At 72.0% G+C, this 17,953-nt stretch carries 13 protein-coding genes; 3 read left to right on the forward strand and 10 right to left on the reverse strand.

From position 1 onward, the window contains the following. The 3 genes from ACODT0_RS32950 to aptA form a co-directional block, all read right to left on the reverse strand. A partial coding sequence (locus ACODT0_RS32950) for a CsgG/HfaB family protein (RefSeq protein ID WP_489043186.1) occupies window positions 1-1,484 on the reverse strand: 1,484 nt, incomplete at its 3' end. A gap of 11 nt (window positions 1,485-1,495) precedes the next feature. Next, complete coding sequence (locus tag ACODT0_RS32955) at window positions 1,496-2,083, reverse strand: hypothetical protein (RefSeq protein ID WP_479670952.1); 588 nt, start codon at window positions 2,081-2,083, stop codon at window positions 1,496-1,498. Window positions 2,084-2,344: 261 nt separating this feature from the next. Continuing rightward, window positions 2,345-3,679, reverse strand: coding sequence for an omega-aminotransferase AptA (gene aptA, locus ACODT0_RS32960; RefSeq protein WP_057594449.1), 1,335 nt, complete (start codon window positions 3,677-3,679; stop codon window positions 2,345-2,347). 132 nt (window positions 3,680-3,811) lie between these two features. On the opposite strand from aptA, the gene purU reads away from it, so the two are divergent. Further along, a complete protein-coding gene (gene purU / locus ACODT0_RS32965; RefSeq protein WP_296740757.1) occupies window positions 3,812-4,666 on the forward strand; it encodes a formyltetrahydrofolate deformylase in 855 nt (284 codons plus the stop codon). A gap of 78 nt (window positions 4,667-4,744) precedes the next feature. On the opposite strand, the gene ACODT0_RS32970 is transcribed toward purU, so the two are convergent. The 4 genes from ACODT0_RS32970 to ACODT0_RS32985 all read right to left on the reverse strand — a co-directional run bounded on the left by ACODT0_RS32970 (window position 4,745) and on the right by ACODT0_RS32985 (window position 11,637). After that, complete coding sequence (locus ACODT0_RS32970) at window positions 4,745-5,122, reverse strand: YXWGXW repeat-containing protein (protein ID WP_057594447.1); 378 nt, start codon at window positions 5,120-5,122, stop codon at window positions 4,745-4,747. 143 nt (window positions 5,123-5,265) lie between these two features. Then, window positions 5,266-6,459: an SGNH/GDSL hydrolase family protein gene (locus tag ACODT0_RS32975; protein ID WP_413762201.1), complete on the reverse strand. Its 1,194-nt coding sequence runs from the start codon at window positions 6,457-6,459 to the stop codon at window positions 5,266-5,268. 221 nt (window positions 6,460-6,680) lie between these two features. After that, on the reverse strand, window positions 6,681-9,980 hold the full coding sequence (locus ACODT0_RS32980; protein ID WP_489043187.1) for a carboxyl transferase domain-containing protein: 3,300 nt from the start codon (window positions 9,978-9,980) through the stop codon (window positions 6,681-6,683). A gap of 10 nt (window positions 9,981-9,990) precedes the next feature. Beyond that, a complete protein-coding gene (locus ACODT0_RS32985) occupies window positions 9,991-11,637 on the reverse strand; it encodes an AMP-binding protein (protein ID WP_489043188.1) in 1,647 nt (548 codons plus the stop codon). A 178-nt stretch (window positions 11,638-11,815) separates the two neighbouring features. On the opposite strand from ACODT0_RS32985, the gene ACODT0_RS32990 reads away from it, so the two are divergent. After that, window positions 11,816-12,487 (forward strand): TetR/AcrR family transcriptional regulator, encoded by a 672-nt coding sequence (locus ACODT0_RS32990; protein ID WP_409976512.1) that lies wholly within the window; start codon window positions 11,816-11,818, stop codon window positions 12,485-12,487. Window positions 12,488-12,510: 23 nt separating this feature from the next. Then, window positions 12,511-13,770: a branched-chain amino acid ABC transporter substrate-binding protein gene (locus tag ACODT0_RS32995; protein WP_057594443.1), complete on the forward strand. Its 1,260-nt coding sequence runs from the start codon at window positions 12,511-12,513 to the stop codon at window positions 13,768-13,770. Between the two features lie 4 nt (window positions 13,771-13,774). Here ACODT0_RS32995 and ACODT0_RS33000 read toward each other — a convergent pair whose 3' ends face one another. From ACODT0_RS33000 to ACODT0_RS33010, 3 genes are read right to left on the reverse strand one after another with little or no spacing between them, the layout of a single operon-like run. Continuing rightward, window positions 13,775-15,502 (reverse strand): acetyl/propionyl/methylcrotonyl-CoA carboxylase subunit alpha, encoded by a 1,728-nt coding sequence (locus ACODT0_RS33000; RefSeq protein ID WP_413762198.1) that lies wholly within the window; start codon window positions 15,500-15,502, stop codon window positions 13,775-13,777. Further along, complete coding sequence (locus ACODT0_RS33005; protein ID WP_489043211.1) at window positions 15,499-17,103, reverse strand: 5-oxoprolinase subunit B/C family protein; 1,605 nt, start codon at window positions 17,101-17,103, stop codon at window positions 15,499-15,501. Before ACODT0_RS33005 ends, ACODT0_RS33000 begins: the two co-directional genes overlap by 4 nt. Then, window positions 17,103-17,921 carry a LamB/YcsF family protein gene (locus ACODT0_RS33010; RefSeq protein ID WP_489043189.1) on the reverse strand — a complete coding sequence of 273 codons (819 nt, stop codon included), beginning with the start codon at window positions 17,919-17,921 and terminating at the stop codon, window positions 17,103-17,105. Before ACODT0_RS33010 ends, ACODT0_RS33005 begins: the two co-directional genes overlap by 1 nt. Window positions 17,922-17,953 lie beyond the last annotated feature (32 nt).

Consider the following 17,953-nt stretch of genomic DNA (forward strand, 5'->3'; position numbering starts at 1 on the left):
CCGCCGGTGGCGGGTGCCGGCGCGCCGGTCGCGCTGGTCGCCGGTGCGGAGGAAGCGGCGCTCGGCGCGGGCGCGGCGGATGCGGCCGCCGGCGCCGGCGCCTGCAAACCGCCCACCACCGCGGCGCCCACGCGCAGCTTCGCGACCTCCTGCAGCCCGGGCCCGTCGCGGTGGATCGAGGTGTCGGCCGCGTCGGGCCGCCACAGCACCGTGATCGCGCCCGGCGCGATGCCGCGGTTGGCCAGTGCCGAGGTCACGGCGGCGATGCGCTGGTCGGTGAGCTCGTCGCGCTTGCGCGCGTCCCAGTTCTCGGTGTCGCGCGCCACCAGCACGATGTCGGTGGCGCCCTTCTTCGCGGCCGCCGCCACCTGGTCGATCTGCGCCAGCGCGCTGCCGCCGAGCGTGGTGGCGCCGAAGTCGAAGGCCACCTGCAGCGCCGCGCCGGTCAGCCGCGCGCCGCCCGAGCCCGCGGCATTGACGGCCACGCCGGGGCTCGCCTGCACCACCGGCGGCGCGGCGCCGGCACCGGTGCTCGCGTCGGCCGGGTTCTGCACCTTGCGCAGCTGCTCGGCCGGCACCAGCGGGATCTGCTCGCCGCCACCGGGGCGCAGGGTCATGCAGGGCCGGTGGTCGACCTGCGTGACCGCGGCCATGAGCCGCACCACGCCTTCCTCGAGCGCGGCGCGCACGCCCATCTGCACCGGCTCCTGGCCCTTCGCGCCGATGTCGACGTCGTAGAGCCGGCTGCCGAAGAAGCGGAACACGTTGAGCCCGACCTCGTAGCCGTTGAACTGCTTGGTGAGGCTCACGGTGCGCACCACCATCAGCGAGCGCGTGTCGACGATGCGCAGGTCCACGCCCACCGACTGGGTGAAGGTGCGCGCCTTCACGCCGACCTGGTTCACCGCCACCTCGGCGCCGCCCGAGTTGATGTTGTAGTTGAGCTCGGTGATGCCGCCCACGATGAAGTAATCGGACTTGTTGATCGTGCCGCCGAAGTACGGCATCCACGGCACCACCTGCGCGCCGCCGCCCGGCCCGCCGCCGAGCTGGTGCGTGCGGCCGTCGCCGAGCTGGCGCCGGTCGGCGTAGGCCAGTTCTCGCTCGGCGATCACCGGGTCGAAGCGCTCGGCGATGCGCACCGCGCCGCCGAGCTTGCCGAGGGCCGAATAGACCATCAGCGCGCCGCCCTGCGTGATCGCGTTGCCTTCGTTGATGCTGTACTTGCCGGTGTAGTCCTTCACGTCGCCCACGCCGATCACCACCTCGGGCCGGCGCGTGGCCGCGATGTGGTCGGCGAAGCAGGCCAGCACCGGTTCCATCGGCGTGACGTTGTCGCGCACCGAGGGGCCGAGCACCACCGGCGCCTCGTTGGGCGCGAAGCGCTGCTGCGGCGCCGAGACGCAGCCGGCCAGCACCAGCACGCCGGCGAGAGGGCCCGCGAGAAAGACCGCCCGGCGGGCGTGGGGCGAGATGTGCTGCATGGCGCCCCCGTTCAGTTGAGCACGCCGAAGGCGCAGGCGGCGCTGCCGCTCACGCCCGCCGTCTGCGCACCGGTGTTGCCCTGGGCCGAGTTCAGCGCCTGCCAGGCCGCGCCCTGCACCTGCGTGCTGGTGCCGCCGACGACCGCCGAGCCCACTGTGCCCGCATTGGCCTGGTTGGTGCCCACCACCGCGGCGCCGAGCGTGCCGACCGCGCTGTTGCTGTCGTTGCCCGTGGCGCCCGAGCGCGCACCGGCATTCGCGGGCGAGTTGGCGACCGTGCTGTTGTTGCCGTCGTTGCCGGTCGAGGTCGCCGAGACGTTGCAGTTGTACTGGCGGCCGACCGTGGTGTTGTAGACCGGCGCCGCGTAGTAGCCGCTCTTCTGCTTGCGGATCATGTCCTGCACCGCGGCCTGGTTGACCTTGTCGGTGCTGGTCTGGAACTGCCAGGCGGCGTTCTCGCCGACGTTGTTGGCCTGCGCGCGCGGCGCCGCCACCAGCAGCAGCGCCACCATCAGGCCCACGTGCACCGTGGCGGCCCAGCGCGCACCACGGCGGAGATCGGGACACCGGGACACGGCGGCACGGATTGCACGAGGCATGGCAGCTCTCCTTTCAGGAGGAAGAACACTTAAACGGAAAGTGCTACTTCTTTGTAAAGAGAATGCTATGGATCGGGCCACCAGGCTGGCTATTCCGGAAACCAGTAGTACCTATGCGTACAAACCAGTGGTGAGCACTGGATGGCCGGACAGTACGGTCGCCCCGATTTTGTGCACCTCGCGGGGTGCCGATCGGGGGGGGCGCGCCCCCGTGGCGGGGGTGCGTCCGCGGCCCGTTGCGGGCCGCGGGAAAGACCAGGATCAGGCGTGCGCCTTGATCGAATCCGCCAGCGTGTTCACCAGCGTGTCGATGTGCGACTTCTCGACGATGTACGGGGGCGCGATCACCAGCACGTCGCCCGCGGGCCGCACCAGCGAACCCTTGTGGAAGCAGTCGAGGAACACGTCGTAGGCGCGCTTGCCGGGCGCGCCCGCGATCGGCGCCAGCTCGACCGCCGCGGCCAGGCCGAGGCTGCGGATGCCGATCACGTTGGGCAGGCCCTTGAAGGTGCCGTGGAAGGCGTCGCCCAGGAGCTTGCCCATCTCGCCGGCGCGCGGGAACAGGCTTTCCTTCTCGAACAGCTCGAGCGTGGCGATCGCCGCCGCGCAGGCCACCGGGTGGCCCGAGTAGGTGTAGCCGTGGAAGAACTCGACCACGTGCTCGGGCGCGTCGGTCTTCATCATCGCGTCGTAGAGCTTGTCGCGGCAGATCACGCCGCCCAGCGGGATCACGCCGTTGGTCACGCACTTGGCGAAGTTCAGCATGTCGGGCACCACGCCGAAGTAGTCCGACGCGAAGTTGGTGCCCATGCGGCCGAAGCCCGTGATGACCTCGTCGAAGATCAGGAGGATGCCGTGCTTGTCGCAGATCTCGCGCAGGCGCTTGAGGTAGCCCTGCGGCGGCAGGTACCAGCCGGCCGAGCCGGCCACCGGCTCGACGATGATCGCGGCCACGTTGCTCGGGTCGTGCAGCGGCAGGATGCGGGTCTCGAGCTCGACCAGCGGGTCCTCGGCCCACACCGGTTCCTGGTTGTGGATGTAGGCGTTGTTGACCGGGTCGTGGATGAAGCGCATGTGGTCCACGCGCGGCAGGAAGGCCGAGCCGAACACCTTGCGGTTGCCCGGGATGCCGCCCACCGACATGCCGCCGAAGCCCACGCCGTGGTAGCCGCGCTCGCGGCCGATGAAGACGTTGCGGTGGCCCTCGCCGCGTGCGCGGTGGTAGGCCAGCGCCACCTTCATCGAGGTGTCGGCGGCCTCGCTGCCGGAGTTGCAGAACAGCACCTTGTTGAGGTCGCCGGGGGCCAGCGCGGCGATCATCTCGGCCGCGCGGAAGGCCTTGTCGTTGCTGATCTGGAAGGCGGTGGCGTAGTCGAGCGTGTCGAGCTGCTGCTTGATCGCCTCGTTGATCGGCTTGCGGTTGTGGCCCGCGCCCACGCACCACAGCGACGAGATGCCGTCGATCACCTTGCGGCCGTCGTGGGTGGTGAACTCCATCCCGTCGGCCGCCACGAAGACCCGCGGGTCCTTCTTGAAGTGGCGGTTCGGGGTGAAGGGCAACCACTGGTTGTCCATGTTGAAGTCCTGGTAGGCCATGCGCGTGCTCCTGTGTGTCTCGTCGGGATGTGGAAGGCCCCGTCGCCGAACGGCCGGCGCCCCGGGAAAAAGGGACGTGGCGGACGGGGAGAACGGCATTCTGGCACCCCTGCGACAATCACGCCCCTGACCATGACCACCACCCCTGCCTACATCCTCACCCTCTCCTGCCCGGACCGCACGGGCATCGTGCATGCCGTCTCGGGCTTCCTGCTGGAGCGCGGCGGCAACATCGAAGAGGCCGCCCAGTACAACGACCACGACACGGGCCTGTTCTTCATGCGCGTGCGCTTCGCCTGCGCCGAGCACGGCGAGGCCGCGCTGCGCGAGCAGCTCGCCGCCTTCGCCCAGGGCTTCGGCATGACCCTGCAGCTGCAGGCCGCCGCCCAGCCGATGAAGACGGTGATCCTGGTCAGCAAGGAAGGCCACTGCCTCAACGACCTGCTGTTCCGCTGGAAGAGCGGCCTCCTGGCCATCGACGTGCGCGCGATCGTCTCGAACCACCGCGACTTCTACCAGTTGGCCGCCAGCTACAACGTGCCCTTCCACCACATCCCGGTGACGGCCGCGACCAAGGCGCAGGCCGAGGCGAAGCAGCTCGAGATCATCGAGGCCGAGGGCGCCGAGCTCGTGGTGCTGGCGCGCTACATGCAGATCCTCAGCAACGACCTGTGCCAGAGCCTGGCCGGCCGCGCGATCAACATCCACCACTCGTTCCTGCCGAGCTTCAAGGGCGCCAAGCCCTACTACCAGGCGCACGACCGCGGCGTGAAGCTGATCGGCGCCACCGCCCACTACGTGACGGCCGACCTCGACGAGGGCCCGATCATCGAGCAGGACGTGGCGCGCGCCGACCACACCGACACCGTCGAGGACCTCACGGCCCGCGGCCGCGACACCGAGAGCCAGGTGCTGGCGCGCGCGGTGAAGTGGCACAGCGAGCACCGCGTGCTGCTCAACGGGCATCGCACCGTCGTGTTCCGCTGAGCGGGCGCCGACCCGAAAGCAAAAGCCCCCGGCGCGGCCCATGCAGGCCGCCCCGGGGGCTTTTTCATGCCGGCCGCGTCAGTTGCGATTCGGATTGTTCGGCCGACGGTCGTAGCGGTTCGGCACGCCGTCGCCGTCGCGGTCCCAGCGGCCCGAGCTGTAGACCCAGCGGCCGCCGTCCTGGCGCCATTCGGGCGCGCGGTAGGCATAGCCCGGGCGGGCGCGCACCCAGACGCCGCCGATCCACACATGGCGGCCGCCACGCCACTCGTAGTGGCCCGGGGCCCAGACATAGCCGCGGCGCGGCGGCGGCACGCGCTCGTAGCGCGGCGGCGGCGGCGGCACCTGGATGGTCACCACCGGCTGCGCCTGGGCGGCCGTCGGCAGCGTGAGCGCGCCCACCGAGAACAGCGAGGTGGCGGCAACGGAAAAAGCGATGGCTGCGAGTTTCTTCATGGCTAGGCTCCATGAGTTGTTGGAGGAGCCTTCATGCTGCCGGTGCCTTGTGAACCGCCTGTAAGCGCCACGCGAAATCTTGTGTAGAGCTGTGACGCGCCGCCCGGCGCGCCGCCTGCAGGCGGCGGCCGACGCGCGTAGGCCTATTCCCGCAATTCCTGCAGATCGACCGCGCCCGCCATGGCCGTGAAGCCCGCGGCGTTGGGATGCAGGTGGTCGCCGCTGTCGTAGGCCGGCAGCAGCGCCAGCGGCTGCGCGGGATCGCGCAGCGCGGCATCGAAGTCGGCCACCGCGTCCACGTCCTGGCGGCCACGGATCCAGCGATTGACCGCGCCGCGCAGCGCCTCGGTGTGTTCGTTCCAGTACGACGAACCCTTGAACGGCGGGATGGTGCCCAGCAGCACCTTGAGCCCGCGCTCGCGCGCCTGCCGCACGAGCTGCTGCAGCCCGGCCTCGAGCTGCTCGGGCGTGGGGATCTCGCCGGCCGGCACGGCCTGCCCCGGCAGCCCGATGAAGGCGGTGCGGCCGATGTCGTTGGTGCCCATCAGCACGATCACGTGCGTGACGCCGCTCTGGCCCAGCACGTCGTCGCCGAAGCGCGCGAGGCCGCTGCGACCCGCGCCGCCGTAGAGCAGCCGGTTGCCGCCGATGCCGACGTTGAGCACCGCCACCTCGCGCGCCGAACCCGGTCCCTTGCGCAGCAGCGTCGCGAGCTGCTGCGGGTACGAATTGCCGCCGCCCTCGCCGTCGAGCCCGCCCGCGGTGATCGAATCGCCGAAGGCCACCACGGTGCGGATCGCGCGCGGGGCCCAGACGTCCACGCCCGTCACGAAGGCGTTGACCGGCACCCGCTGCACCTCGGGCAGCCGCGCCGCAGCCACCGCGTTGCCGTTCGACATCCAGGTGGCGTTGCTCGGCTGCAGGTGCACCGTCGACAGCGGCGTGGAGCGCTCGTAGTAGCTGCTGACCACCAGCGTCTGCCCGGCCTCGACCGCGAAGTCGACGCCGTCGCTCCAGGCCTCGGCGCCGGGCGCGATGACGATGCCCGGCCGGCCGTCGAAGCGCAGCGCGCGCAGCGAGGACGGCGAGATCGCGCCGCCGCCCGTGCCGCGCGCCACGCTCGCGGCCGTCACGCCCAGCGGCGCCGTGCCGAAGCGGTTGGAGAAACGCACGCGCAGCCGCTCGCCGCCCACGCTGGGCTGCAGCTGCTGACGCAAGGTGAGGCCGGGGAAGGCGCGGTCGTCGGGCGCGACCGGCGGCGGCGTGCCCAGCGGCGAGATCTGGCGGAAGTCCAGCGGCGCCGAGGCCCAGCTGCCGACCCAGTGGTCGGCCGCCACCGGCGAATGCGAGGCGGGCGCGGAGGCGGAAGATGCCGGGGCATCCCCCGACGGCGCCGCGCAGGCGGCGGTGGCGAGCAGCGCCAGGCACAGCGTGCCCGCCGCAAGCCTGGCGCCGATCCCGGCGAATCCATGTGAAACCAGCGTCGTGCTCCTCGGGCGAAAGCGCCAGAGTGTACGGAGCCGCCTTGTCACTGCGCGTGACAAGGTCTGCGCACGGGTTACCAGGTGTCGACGTAGGGCGCGACCGCCTCCTCGCGCCGCCCGGCGGCCGAGGCCAGCCCGCGCACCAGCCAGTCGCGCGTCTGCGCGGGATCGATCACGGCGTCGATCTCCAGCGTCTGCGCCATGTGGATCGCCTCGCCGTTCTCGTACTGCTGCGCCACCAGCTGCTTGAACAGCGCGTCGCGCTCGGCCCCTTCGGCGGCCGCGGCCAGCTCCTTGCGGAAGCCCAGCCGCACCGCGCCCTCGAGCCCCATCGCGCCGAACTCGCCCGTGGGCCAGGCCACGGTGAACACCGGCGCGTCGAAGCCACCGGCCGTCATCGCCTGCGCGCCCAGGCCGTAGCCCTTGCGCAGCACCACCGCGAAGAAGGGCACGCGCAGGTGCGAGGCCACCATGAACATGCGGCAGACATGGCGCACCTGCGCCTGCGCCTCGATCTCGGGGCCGACCATGAAGCCCGGCGTGTCGCACAGCGAGACGATCGGCAGGCCATGCGCATTGCACAGCTGCATGAAGCGCGCCGACTTGTCGGCCGCCTCCACGTCGATCGCGCCGCCCAGGTGGTGCGGGTTGTTGGCCATCAGCCCGACGGGCCTGCCCTCGATGCGCGCGAGCGCCGTCACGATGCCCGCGCCGAAGCCCGCGCGCAGCTCGAGCAGCGAGCCGGTGTCGGCCACGCCGCGCATCGCGGCGCGCACGTCGTACACGCGCAGCCGGTTCTCGGGCACCACGTGGCGCAAGGCGCGCGGGTCGGCGCACTGCCAGTCGGCGACCGGACCCTGGAAGTACGACAGGTACTGCTTCGCGGCCGCCACCGCCGCGGCCTCGTCCTCCACCAGGATGTCGATCACGCCGTTGCGCGACTGCACGCTGCTCGGCCCGATCTGCTCGGGCGCGAACGTGCCGAGGCCGCCGCCCTCGATCATCGCGGGGCCGCTCATGCCGATGTTGCTGCCCTTCGTGGCGATGATCACGTCGGCACAGCCCAGCAGCGCCGCGTTGCCCGCGAAGCAGCGGCCATGCACGATGCCGACCACCGGCACCTTGCCCGAGAGCGCGGCGAACTGGCTGAAGGTGTGGTTGTTGAGGCCCGCCACGATCGGCATGTCGGTATCGCCGGGCCGGCCGCCGCCGCCCTCGGCGAACAGCACCACCGGCAGCCGCAGCTGGTGCGCCACCGCGAGCAGCCGGTCGGTCTTGTGGTGGTTGCGCATGCCCTGCGTGCCGGCCAGCACCGTGTAGTCGTAGGCCAGCACGGCGCAGCGCGACTTCTCGGGGCCGAACTGCCTCGCGTTGATGCTGCCGATGCCGGTCACCATGCCGTCGGCCGGCGTGTTGGCGACCAGATCCTCGAGCGTGCGACGGCGCGTCTGCGCCGCGATGGCGAGCGCGCCGTACTCGATGAAGTTGCCGGGATCGGACGCGCTGTCGCAGAGGTCGGCGATGTTCTCGCGCGCGGTGCGCCCGCCCTGCGCATGGCGCTTGTCGACGGCGGCCCGGCGGTTCTCGTCGAGCGTGAACGCATGGCGGTCGATGACCTTCTTCAGGTCGGGCCGGATCGCGTCGAGGTCGTGCTCGGCGCGCGCCTCGTTGTGCACGGCCTGCGCGTCGACCGCCTCCAGCCGCAGCAGCGACTGGCCCTCGACCAGGTAGTCGCCGGGCGCGGCCAGCAGCGCCACCACGCGGCCCGCGGTGGGCGCGTGCAGCAGGTGTTCCATCTTCATGGCCTCGAGCACGCCGAGCTGCGCGCCCGCGGGCAGCACGTCGCCGACCGCGACCTCGAACTGCACCAGCTTCGCGGGCATCGGGGCCTTCACCGTCAAGCCATCGTCGGCTTCATCGATCGCGGGGGCCGCCGCCTGCGCGACGACCGGAGCCATCTCCTTCGCGCGCTTCTCGAGCGACGCAGCGGCCGCCAGCAGATCGCCCAGGTGCGCCTCGACGAAGCGCGTGTGCACCACCTGCGTCGCGAACTCGGGCCGCGCGGCGATCGCGCGCAGCAGCGGCAGGTTGGTGGCGATGCCCTCGATGCGGCACTCGTCGAGCGCGCGCAGCGAGCGGCGCAGTGCATCGGCGAAGCGCGCCGAGGGCGCATGCACGATCAGCTTGGCCAGCAGCGTGTCGTAGTGCGGCGAGGGCGCCAGGCCCGCATAGCCGTGCGTGTCGACACGCACGCCGGGCCCGGCGGGCAGCTCGAAGCGCGCGAGCGTGCCGCCCGAAGGCCGCGCCCGGCCCTGCGCATCGAGGGTCTCGGCATTGATGCGCCACTGCAGCGCGAAGCCGCGCTGCGCCGCGGTTCGGTCGGCCTCGATGCCGAGCGTGGCCAGCGACTCACCGGCCGCCACCGCGATCTGCAGCTGCACCAGGTCGAGCCCGGTCACGGCCTCGGTCACCGTGTGCTCGACCTGCAGCCGCGGATTGGCCTCGATGAAGACGAAGGGCAGCGTGGCCGAGGCCGCGTCGACCAGAAACTCGAAGGTGCCGAGCCCGCGATAGCCCACGGCCCGCGCCATGCGCAGCGCGGCCTGCGTGAGCTGCGCGCGCAGCGCCTCGGGCAGCGAGGGACTGGGCGCGATCTCCACCAGCTTCTGGAAGCGCCGCTGCAGGGTGCACTCGCGCTCGCCGAGACTGGCCACGGCCTGGCCGTCGCCGAGCACCTGCACCTCGATGTGGCGCGCATCGCGCATCAGCCGCTCGACGTACACGCCCTCGATGCCGAAGGCCGCGCGCGCTTCCGACATGCAGCGCGCATGCGCCTCGGCCAGCTCGCCGGCCTCGAGCACCGCGCGCATGCCGCGCCCGCCGCCGCCGCCGATGGCCTTGACCATCACGCCCGCGCCCTGCGCCTGCTGCTCGGCGAAGAAGGCCTGCGCCTGCGCGAGCGTCACCGCGCCCGCGCTGCCGGGCATCACGGGCACCTCGCAGCGCGTGGCCAGTTCGCGCGCGCGCGCCTTGTCGCCGAACAGCGCGAGCTGCTCGGGCGTGGGCCCGATGAAGACCAGGCCCGCATCGGCGCAGGCCTGCGCGAAGTCGGCGCGCTCGCTGAGGAAGCCGTAGCCCGGATGCACCGCGTCGCAGCCCTGCGCCTTCGCGGCCGCGATCAGCGCGCCGATGTCGAGGTAGGCCGCGGGCCCGGTCGCGTCGAGCGCGAGCGCCACGTCGGCCAGCTGCACGTGGAGGGCCGAGGCGTCGTCGCGCGCATGCACGGCCACGCTGGCGATGCCGAGGTCGCGCAGGGCGCGCACCAGGCGCACGGCGATCTCGCCGCGGTTGGCAATCAGGACTTTGGAAAACACGCGGGGTCTTTCAGTTCTTGTCTTTGAGCAGCCGGCGCAGCACCTTGCCGGCGCCGGTGGTGGGCAATGCGTCGATGAAGCTCACGAAGCGCGGCGCCTTGTAGCTCGCCATGTTCTCGCGCGACCAGGCGATCAGTGCCTCGGCCGCGACCTCGGCGCCGGGCTTGCGCACCACGAAGGCCTTGACCACCTCGCCCTTCTCGGGATCGGGCTGCGCGATCACGGCGGCCTGCGCCACGGCCGGATGCTTGATGAGGATGGTTTCCACCTCCTCGGGGAACACGCTGTAGCCCGAGACCTTGATCATCTCCTTGAAGCGGCCGATGAAGCTGAGGTAGCCGTCGGCGTCGAGCTTGCCCATGTCGCCCGTGTGCACCCAGCCGTCGCGCAGCGTGGCGGCCGTGGCCTCGGGCTTGTTCCAGTAGCCCTTGAACGAGCCCGGGCTGGTCAGCACGATCTCGCCGACCTCGCCGGTGGGCATGTCGGCCTGCGTTTCCGTGTCGACGATGCGGATCGTCACGCCCGGCACCGCCACGCCCTGCGTGCCCCAGCGCGGCGCATGGCGCGGCGTGTAGGTGTCGCAGGTGTGGGTTTCGCTCAGACCGTAGGCGGCCTCGAAGGAGGTGCAGTTCGGCGCATGCGAACGCCACTGCGCGGCCAGCGGCTCGGTGAAGGCGATGCCGAAGCTGGTGACCGGGTTCATGCGCAGGCTCGCGAGGTCGAAGCCCGCGATGTCGGGCAGCTGCATGCAGGCCACGTTCATCGGCGCGATGCTGTACCACCAGCTCACGCGGTGGCGCGCGATGGCCTGCAGCGCCGCGCGCGGATCGAAGCGGTGCAGCAGCACCGAGGCCGCACCCGTGAGCACCGGCACGTTGACGCCCATCAGCATGCCGGCGATGTGATAGAGCGGCGCGATCGACAGCAGCACGTCGTCGGGCCCGACACCGTTGCAGTCTGCCGCGGCGCGGGTCTTGAACAGCGCATTGCCGTAGCTGAGCATCGCGCCCTTGGGCAGACCGGTGGTGCCCGAGGTGTAGGTCATGAGCGCGACGTCGTCCATGGCGATCGCCACCGGCTGCGGCTTCGCATCGGCGTTCATGACGGCGAGGAAGTCCTCGCAGCCCGCGGGCATCGTGCGTTCGGTGTTGCGCTCGGCCGCGAGTTCGGCCGGCAGGTCGAGCGCGGGCGTCTCAGGCGTCTTGGGCAAGAGGTCGGCGTAGTGCACGACGAACACGTGTTCGAGCGCGCTGCCGGGCTTCACCTTCTCGACCACCGGCAGCAGCGGCGCGGCCGCGACGATCACGCGCGCCTTCAGGTCGTTGACCTGGTAGGCGAGCTCGTGCTCCTTGTTGAGCGGGCCGCTGGGGCAGACGATGGCGCCGATCTTCTGGATGCCGAAGTGCGCCACCAGGTACTGCGGGCAGTTGTTGAGGAACAGCACCACCGGCTCGCCCTTGCGCACGCCCAGGGCCTGCAGCCGCGCGGCGAAGGCATCGCTCGCGCGGTCCAGTTCGCGCCAGCTCATCGCATGGCCGTACCAGTGGCAGGCCGGATGCCCGCCGCGCTCGCGCGCATGGGCGCGCAGGTAGTCGTGCAGCGGTTGCTGCGCGCGCGGCGGGAGCGCGCGCAGCAAGGGTTCGTCGGTTGTCTCCATGGCGTCACTTTCTCAGGGTTATCGATAGCCGCTCGCGCCTGGCGGGCGCTTGCCATCGCCGGATGGTGCACGAACAATCCTACCCATGGGTATAACTTCCGCGACACGGCACAAACCCTCTGGGCGCAAGGCGCGCGCGGAGCAGGACGATCCCCCACGCGCGCCAGGCATGCAGGGCATGCACGAGGCGCATGCGACGGAGGCCGCGGCCCTCACGGCGCGCCCCGACCTGCCGCAGGGCACCGGCCGCCAGCGCGCCGCCACGCAGGGCACCGACCTGCAGCGCGAGCGCATCCTGCAGGCCGCCACGCAGCTGTTCGCGGCACAGGGCTACGCCAACACCACCATGGCGCAGATCGTGCGCGCGCTCGGCGTCACGAAGCCCTTCGTCTATTACTACTTCCGCGACAAGCAGGAGATCTTCGAGACCATCTCCTGGCGCCCCGCGGTCGACTGCTTCACCGCGCTCGACTTCGCGGCCGACGATCCGCGCCGCGCGAGCGAGAAGGTGCTCGAGGGCATCGAGCGGCTGATCCGCGCCACCGTCGCGCATCACCCCGCCGCCTTCTTCCCGTACCGCGAACCGCAGGTCTACCGGCCCGAATACCTGGCCGCGCAGAAGAAGCTCGCGCACCACTTCTACGACCTGCTGTGCCCGCTGCTCGAACAGGCGCGGCGCGACGGCGACCTCGATTTCGACGAGACCAAGATCACCGCGCTCGCGGCCTGCAGCCTGCCGGGCTTCCTCTACAGCTGGTACCGCCCGGGCGGACGGCTCTCGCCCGACGAAGTGGTGGCCGAGCTCACGAAGCTCGCGAGCCGCGTGATCGGGCTGCGCACCGGCCACTGACCACCCATCCCAGGAGACACACCATGAAGTTCCACCCGGCGCCCCTGGCGCGGATCGCGCTCGCCTGCCTGATCGCCACCGGTGCCGCCGGCACCGCGCAGGCCCAGCAGACCTACAAGCTCGCCTACATCGACCCGCTCTCGGGTCCCTTCGCCAACGTCGGCGAGCTGATGCTGATGCACACGCAGTACGCGATCGAGGAGATCAACGCGAAGGGCGGCGTGCTCGGCGGCACGAAGCTGCAGCTGCTGCAGTTCGACAGCAAGCTCTCGGCGCAGGAGAGCCAGAGCGCGCTGCAGGCCGCGATCGACCAGGGCGCCAAGGCCATCGTGACCGGCGGCTCGGGCTCCTCGGTGGTGACGGCGCTGGTGCAGGCGGTGGCGCGCTGGAACCAGCGCAACCCGGGCAAGGAACTGCTGGTGCTCAACCACTCGTCGATCGATCCCGAGATGACCGGCAAGGCCTGCAGCTTCTGGCACTTCCAGACCGAGGCCAACACGGCGATGAAGATGAAGGCACTGGCCAACTACATCAAGAAGACGCCCGAGGTGAAGAAGGTCTACCTGCTGAACCAGGACTATGCGCACGGCAAGCAGTGGGCCAGCTACGGGCGCCAGCTCGTGGGCCTGGCGCGGCCCGACATCCAGTTCGTGGGCGAGGCGCTGCATCCGATCGGCCGGGTCAAGGACTTCTCGCCCTACATCGCCAACATCAAGCAGAGCGGAGCCGACTCGGTCATCACCGGCAACTGGGGCCAGGACATGACGCTGCTGCTCAAGGCCGCGGGCGATGCCGGCTACGACCTGCGCTACTTCAACCACAGCGCGGGTTCGGTGCCGGGCACGGTCACGGCGGTGTCGCAGGCGAAGCTGGGCCAGCTCACCTGGGTCGCCGAATGGCATCCGGGCCAGGCCGGCACGCCGAAGGTCGATGCGCTGGCCAAGGCCTACAAGGCCAAGACCGGCAAGGACTTCCTCGCGCCGCGCATCGACATGACGCCGCGCCTGCTCGCGGCCGCGATCGAGAAGGCCGCGAGCACCGACACGGTGAAGGTGGCGCGCGCGCTCGAGGACCTGAGCTACGACTCGGTGGTGGGCCCGGTTCGCATGCGCGGCGAGGACCACCAGCTGCTGCTGCCGCAGGTGGTCAACACCATCGCGCCGGTCGACGGCAAGACGGTGAAGCTGGGCTGGGAAGGCACGAACTACGGCTTCCGCACCGACGCGGTCTACAGCGGCAACGAACTGGCGCAGGGTACCGACTGCAAGATGGTCCGCCCTTGAACGCTCAGCCGATGCGCGCGATGGGCGCGCCCGCCACCACCGGCGCCGCGCCCGCGGCCAGCCGCGCGAGCCGGCCCGCGCGGTGGGCCACGACCTGCACCTCCATCTTCATCGCCTCCATCACCGCGATCGGGTCGCCCTGCGCGACCAGCGAGCCTTCGTCCACGGTCCACGCCTGAAGCGTGCCCGTGATGGGCGCGGCCACGGCGGCGGGGTCTGCGGCCTCCTCGGGCTGCGGCGATGACGACGGTGCGGCGGGCGCATCGCCGATGCCGCGCAGCAGCGCCGGCGGCAGGCCCAGCGTCACGCGCCGGCCGTCGATCTCCACCGCCGTGCGCAGCAGCGCGGCATCGCGCACGGGCTCGGCGCGCACGGCCGCGGCCAGCGGCTGCGCGAAGTCGGTCTCGATCCAGCGCGTGTGGACCTTGAAGCCGTCCTCGGCCACGAAGTCGGGCGCCTCGACCACGGCGCGGTGGAACGGCAGCACCGAGGCCACGCCCTCGATGCGGAACTCGCGCAGCGCGCGGCGCGCGCGTGCCATCGCCTGCGCGCGCGTGGCGCCGGTGACGACCAGCTTGGCCATCAGCGAGTCGAAGCTGCCCGGCACGCTCGAGCCCGAGACCACGCCGGTGTCGACGCGCACGCCGGGGCCCGAGGGCGGCTCGAACAGGCGCACCGGTCCGGGCGTGGGCAGGAAGCCGCGGCCCGGGTCCTCGGCGTTGATGCGGAACTCGAAGGCATGGCCGCGCGGCGCGGGCGTCTCGCTGACCGACAGCGGCAGCCCGTCGGCGATGCGCAGCTGCTCGACCACGAGGTCGATGCCGGTCGTTTCCTCGGTCACCGGATGCTCGACCTGCAGCCGCGTGTTGACCTCGAGGAAGGAGATCGCGCCCGTCGGCCCGAGCAGGAACTCGACCGTGCCGGCGCCGACATAGCCGGCGCGCGCGCAGATGTCGTGCGCGGCGCGGTGGATGCGCTCGCGCTGCGCATCGCTCAGGAAGGGCGCGGGTGCCTCCTCCACCAGCTTCTGGTTGCGCCGCTGCAGCGAGCAGTCGCGCGTGCCGAGCACCACCACGCGGCCGTGCGTGTCGGCGATCACCTGCGCCTCGACATGGCGCGGCCGGTCGAGGAACTGCTCGACGAAGCACTCGCCGCGGCCGAAGGCGGTGACGGCCTCGCGCACCGCCGACTCGTAGAGCTCGGCCACCTCGTCGAGCCGCCACGCGACCTTGAGGCCGCGGCCACCGCCGCCGAAGGCCGCCTTGATCGCGATCGGCAGGCCGTGCGCCTCGGCGAAGGCCAGCACCTCCTGCGCATCGCGCACCGGCGCCGGCGTGCCGGCCACCAGCGGCGCGCCGACCTCGAGCGCGATGCGGCGTGCCTGCACCTTGTCGCCCAGGGCCTCGATGGCCGACGGCGGCGGGCCGATCCAGCACAGGCCGGCCTCGATCACGGCGCGCGCGAAGGCCGCGCTCTCCGAGAGGAAGCCGTAGCCCGGATGCACCGCGTCCGCGCCGCTGCGCGCGGCCGCGGCCAGCAGCTTGTCGATGGCCAGGTAGGTGTCGGCCGGGCGCGTGCCCTCGAGCGCATGGGCCTCGTCGGCCACGCGCGTGTGCAGCGCGTCGAAATCGGCGTCGGCATAGACGGCCACCGAGCGCACGCCGTAGTCGGCGCAGGCGCGCGCGATGCGCACGGCGATCTCGCCGCGGTTGGCGATCAGGACTTTCTTCATGGCGTGTCGGAGGAAGGAGCGGAAAGGCAGTGCGCGTCGAAGGCGCGCACCGGGTTGAAACGCAGGCGCGCGCCGACCGGGATCTGGCCGGCGCGATCGAGGTGGTGGGTGGCGACGGCGCCGATCACCGGGTAGCCGCCGGTCAGCGGATGGTCGGCGAGGAACAGCACGGGCTGGCCGCTCGGCGGCACCTGGATCGCGCCGAGCGCGGTGCCCTCGCTGGGCAGCTCGGCGGTGTCGAGGCGCGCCAGCGGTGTCTCGCCCGCGAGCCGCAGGCCGACGCGGTTGGATTGCGGCGTGACGGTCCAGCGCTGGCTCGCGAGCAGCGCGACCGCCTCGGGCGTGAACCAGTCGGTGCGCGGGCCCAGCACCACGTCGAGCACCACGTCCTCGTGCAGGCCGGGCAGCGCGGGCGGCGCCGCATCGGGCAGGCCGACGATGGCGCCGCGCGCCACCGGCCGCAGCGCCAGCCGGTCGCCGGCGGCGATCGGCGGCGGGCCGATGTGCGCCAGGGTGTCGGTGGCGGCGCTGCCGAGCACGGGCGCGACCTCGAAGCCGCCGCGCACCGCGAGGTAGCTGCGCAGGCCCGCGCGCGGTTCGCCGACCGTGAGGCTGTCGCCATCGGCCAGCGCGATCGCCTCGTGCGTGGGCACCGTCCAGCGCGCGCCGCCGGCGCTGCGCAGTTGCAGCGGCACGTCGGCACCCGCGAAGGCCACCACCGCATCGCCGCGGCAGCTGAAGCGGAAGCCCGCGCCGACGATCTCGATGCAGGCCGCGTCGCTGGCATTGCCCACGAGGCGGTTGGCCGCGCGCAGCGCGCCGCGGTCCATCGCGCCCGAGGCCGAGACGCCCTGGCCCGCGAGCCCGTGGCGGCCCAGGTCCTGGAACAGCGCCTGCAGGCCGGTGGCATGGACCTCGAGCGCCGGCCCTTCGTGCATGGCCGATGGCGCCGGAGCCGGAACGGGTGGCGCGATGGTTGGCGCGGCCTGCCCCGAGACATCGACGAAGCGCACCGTGTAGCCCGGCTGCAGCAGCGCCGGCTGCGCGCGGCCCAGGTCCCACATCGGCGTGGCGGTCACGCCGATGATCTGCCAGCCGCCGGGGCTGGCCTGCGGATAGACGCCGCTGAAGCGCCCCGCGAGCGCGACCGCGCCGGCCGGGATGCGGGTGCGCGGCGTGGCGCGGCGCGGCACGTCGAGGCTCGGGTGACCGCCGCTCAGGTAGGCGAAGCCCGGCGCGAAGCCGGTGAAGGCCACGGTGTAGTCGTGGCCGGTGTGGCGGCGGATCACCTCCTCGCGCGAGATCCCCAGGTGCCGCGCGACCTCGCCGAGGTCCTCGCCGTCGTAGTCGACCGGGATCTCGATGCGCCGGCCCGCGCGTTCGATGCTGCCGTCGAGGCGGCGCTCGCCGATGCGCCGCGCGAGCGCATCGCGCGTGACCGCGCCGGGACGGAAGCGGACCAGGATCGTGCGCGCGGCCGGCACCAGTTCCTCGATGCCCGCTATCGGCTCGGCCTGCAGCGAGGCCAGCAGCGCGAGCGTCTGCGCGAGGTCGTCGAGCTCGACCAGCAGCGCGTCGAGGTTGACCGGCAGGAAACGCATCATCGCGGCGCTCCCGCCGGCTCTTCTTCGTCGCGCGCGAAGGCCCGCACCGCGACGCCCGCGCGCTCGAAGGTGGCGCGCACCTCGCGTGCCATCTCCACCGCGCCGGGGCTGTCGCCATGCACGCAGACCGAATCGGCCTGCAGTCGCAGCGTGCTGCCGTCGATCGCCTCGACCTCGCCGTGCGTGGCCAGCCGCAGCATGCGCCGCGCCACCGCCTGCGCGTCGTGCAGCACCGCGCCCGGTTCGCTGCGCGGCACCAGCGTGCCGTCGGCGCGGTAGGCGCGGTCCGCATAGGCCTCGGAGACCGTGCGCAGCCCGCTCGCGCGCGCCCAGCCGAGCAGCGGCGAGCCGGCGAGGCCGACCAGCCAGAGCCGGTCGTCGATCGCGCGGATGGCGGCGATCACGTCGCGCGCCTGCCGCTCGTCGTGCGCGATGGCGTTGTAGAGCGCGCCGTGCGGCTTGACGTAGCGCACCGAGGTGCCCGCGGCGCGGGCCAGACCCTGCAGCGCGCCGATCTGGTAGATCACGTCGGCCACGAGTTCGGCGCTGCCCATCGCCATCGCGCGCCGGCCGAAGCCCGCGAGGTCGGGATAGGACACATGGGCCCCGACCGCCACGCCATGGGCCTTGGCATGGCGCAGCGTTTCGAGGATGCCGGCCGCGTCGCCGGCATGGAAGCCGCAGGCCACGTTGGCGCTGCTCACGATGCCGAGCATCGCCGCGTCGTCGCCCATGCGCCAGGCGCCGAAGCTCTCGCCCAGGTCGCTGTTGAGGTCGAGCGTGCTCACGTCGCTGTACCCGGACGAAGCGGACACCGGGCCGGGCGCGGGAGGGAGGGCTTCGGAAG

The sequence above is a fragment of the Variovorax sp. FG153 genome (assembly GCF_057809595.1).

What these genes read in the sequence shown, in the direction of transcription:
- ACODT0_RS32955 (WP_479670952.1), bottom strand. Translation starts at nt 2,083, where the DNA reads ATGCCTCGTGCAATCCGTGCCGCCGTGTCCCGGTGTCCCGATCTCCGC.
- ACODT0_RS33005 (WP_489043211.1), bottom strand. Translation starts at nt 17,103, where the DNA reads ATGCGTTTCCTGCCGGTCAACCTCGACGCGCTGCTGGTCGAGCTCGAC.
- ACODT0_RS33000 (WP_413762198.1), bottom strand. Translation starts at nt 15,502, where the DNA reads ATGAAGAAAGTCCTGATCGCCAACCGCGGCGAGATCGCCGTGCGCATC.
- purU (WP_296740757.1), top strand. Translation starts at nt 3,812, where the DNA reads ATGACCACCACCCCTGCCTACATCCTCACCCTCTCCTGCCCGGACCGC.
- ACODT0_RS32990 (WP_409976512.1), top strand. Translation starts at nt 11,816, where the DNA reads ATGCACGAGGCGCATGCGACGGAGGCCGCGGCCCTCACGGCGCGCCCC.
- ACODT0_RS32985 (WP_489043188.1), bottom strand. Translation starts at nt 11,637, where the DNA reads ATGGAGACAACCGACGAACCCTTGCTGCGCGCGCTCCCGCCGCGCGCG.
- ACODT0_RS32970 (WP_057594447.1), bottom strand. Translation starts at nt 5,122, where the DNA reads ATGAAGAAACTCGCAGCCATCGCTTTTTCCGTTGCCGCCACCTCGCTG.
- ACODT0_RS32995 (WP_057594443.1), top strand. Translation starts at nt 12,511, where the DNA reads ATGAAGTTCCACCCGGCGCCCCTGGCGCGGATCGCGCTCGCCTGCCTG.
- aptA (WP_057594449.1), bottom strand. Translation starts at nt 3,679, where the DNA reads ATGGCCTACCAGGACTTCAACATGGACAACCAGTGGTTGCCCTTCACC.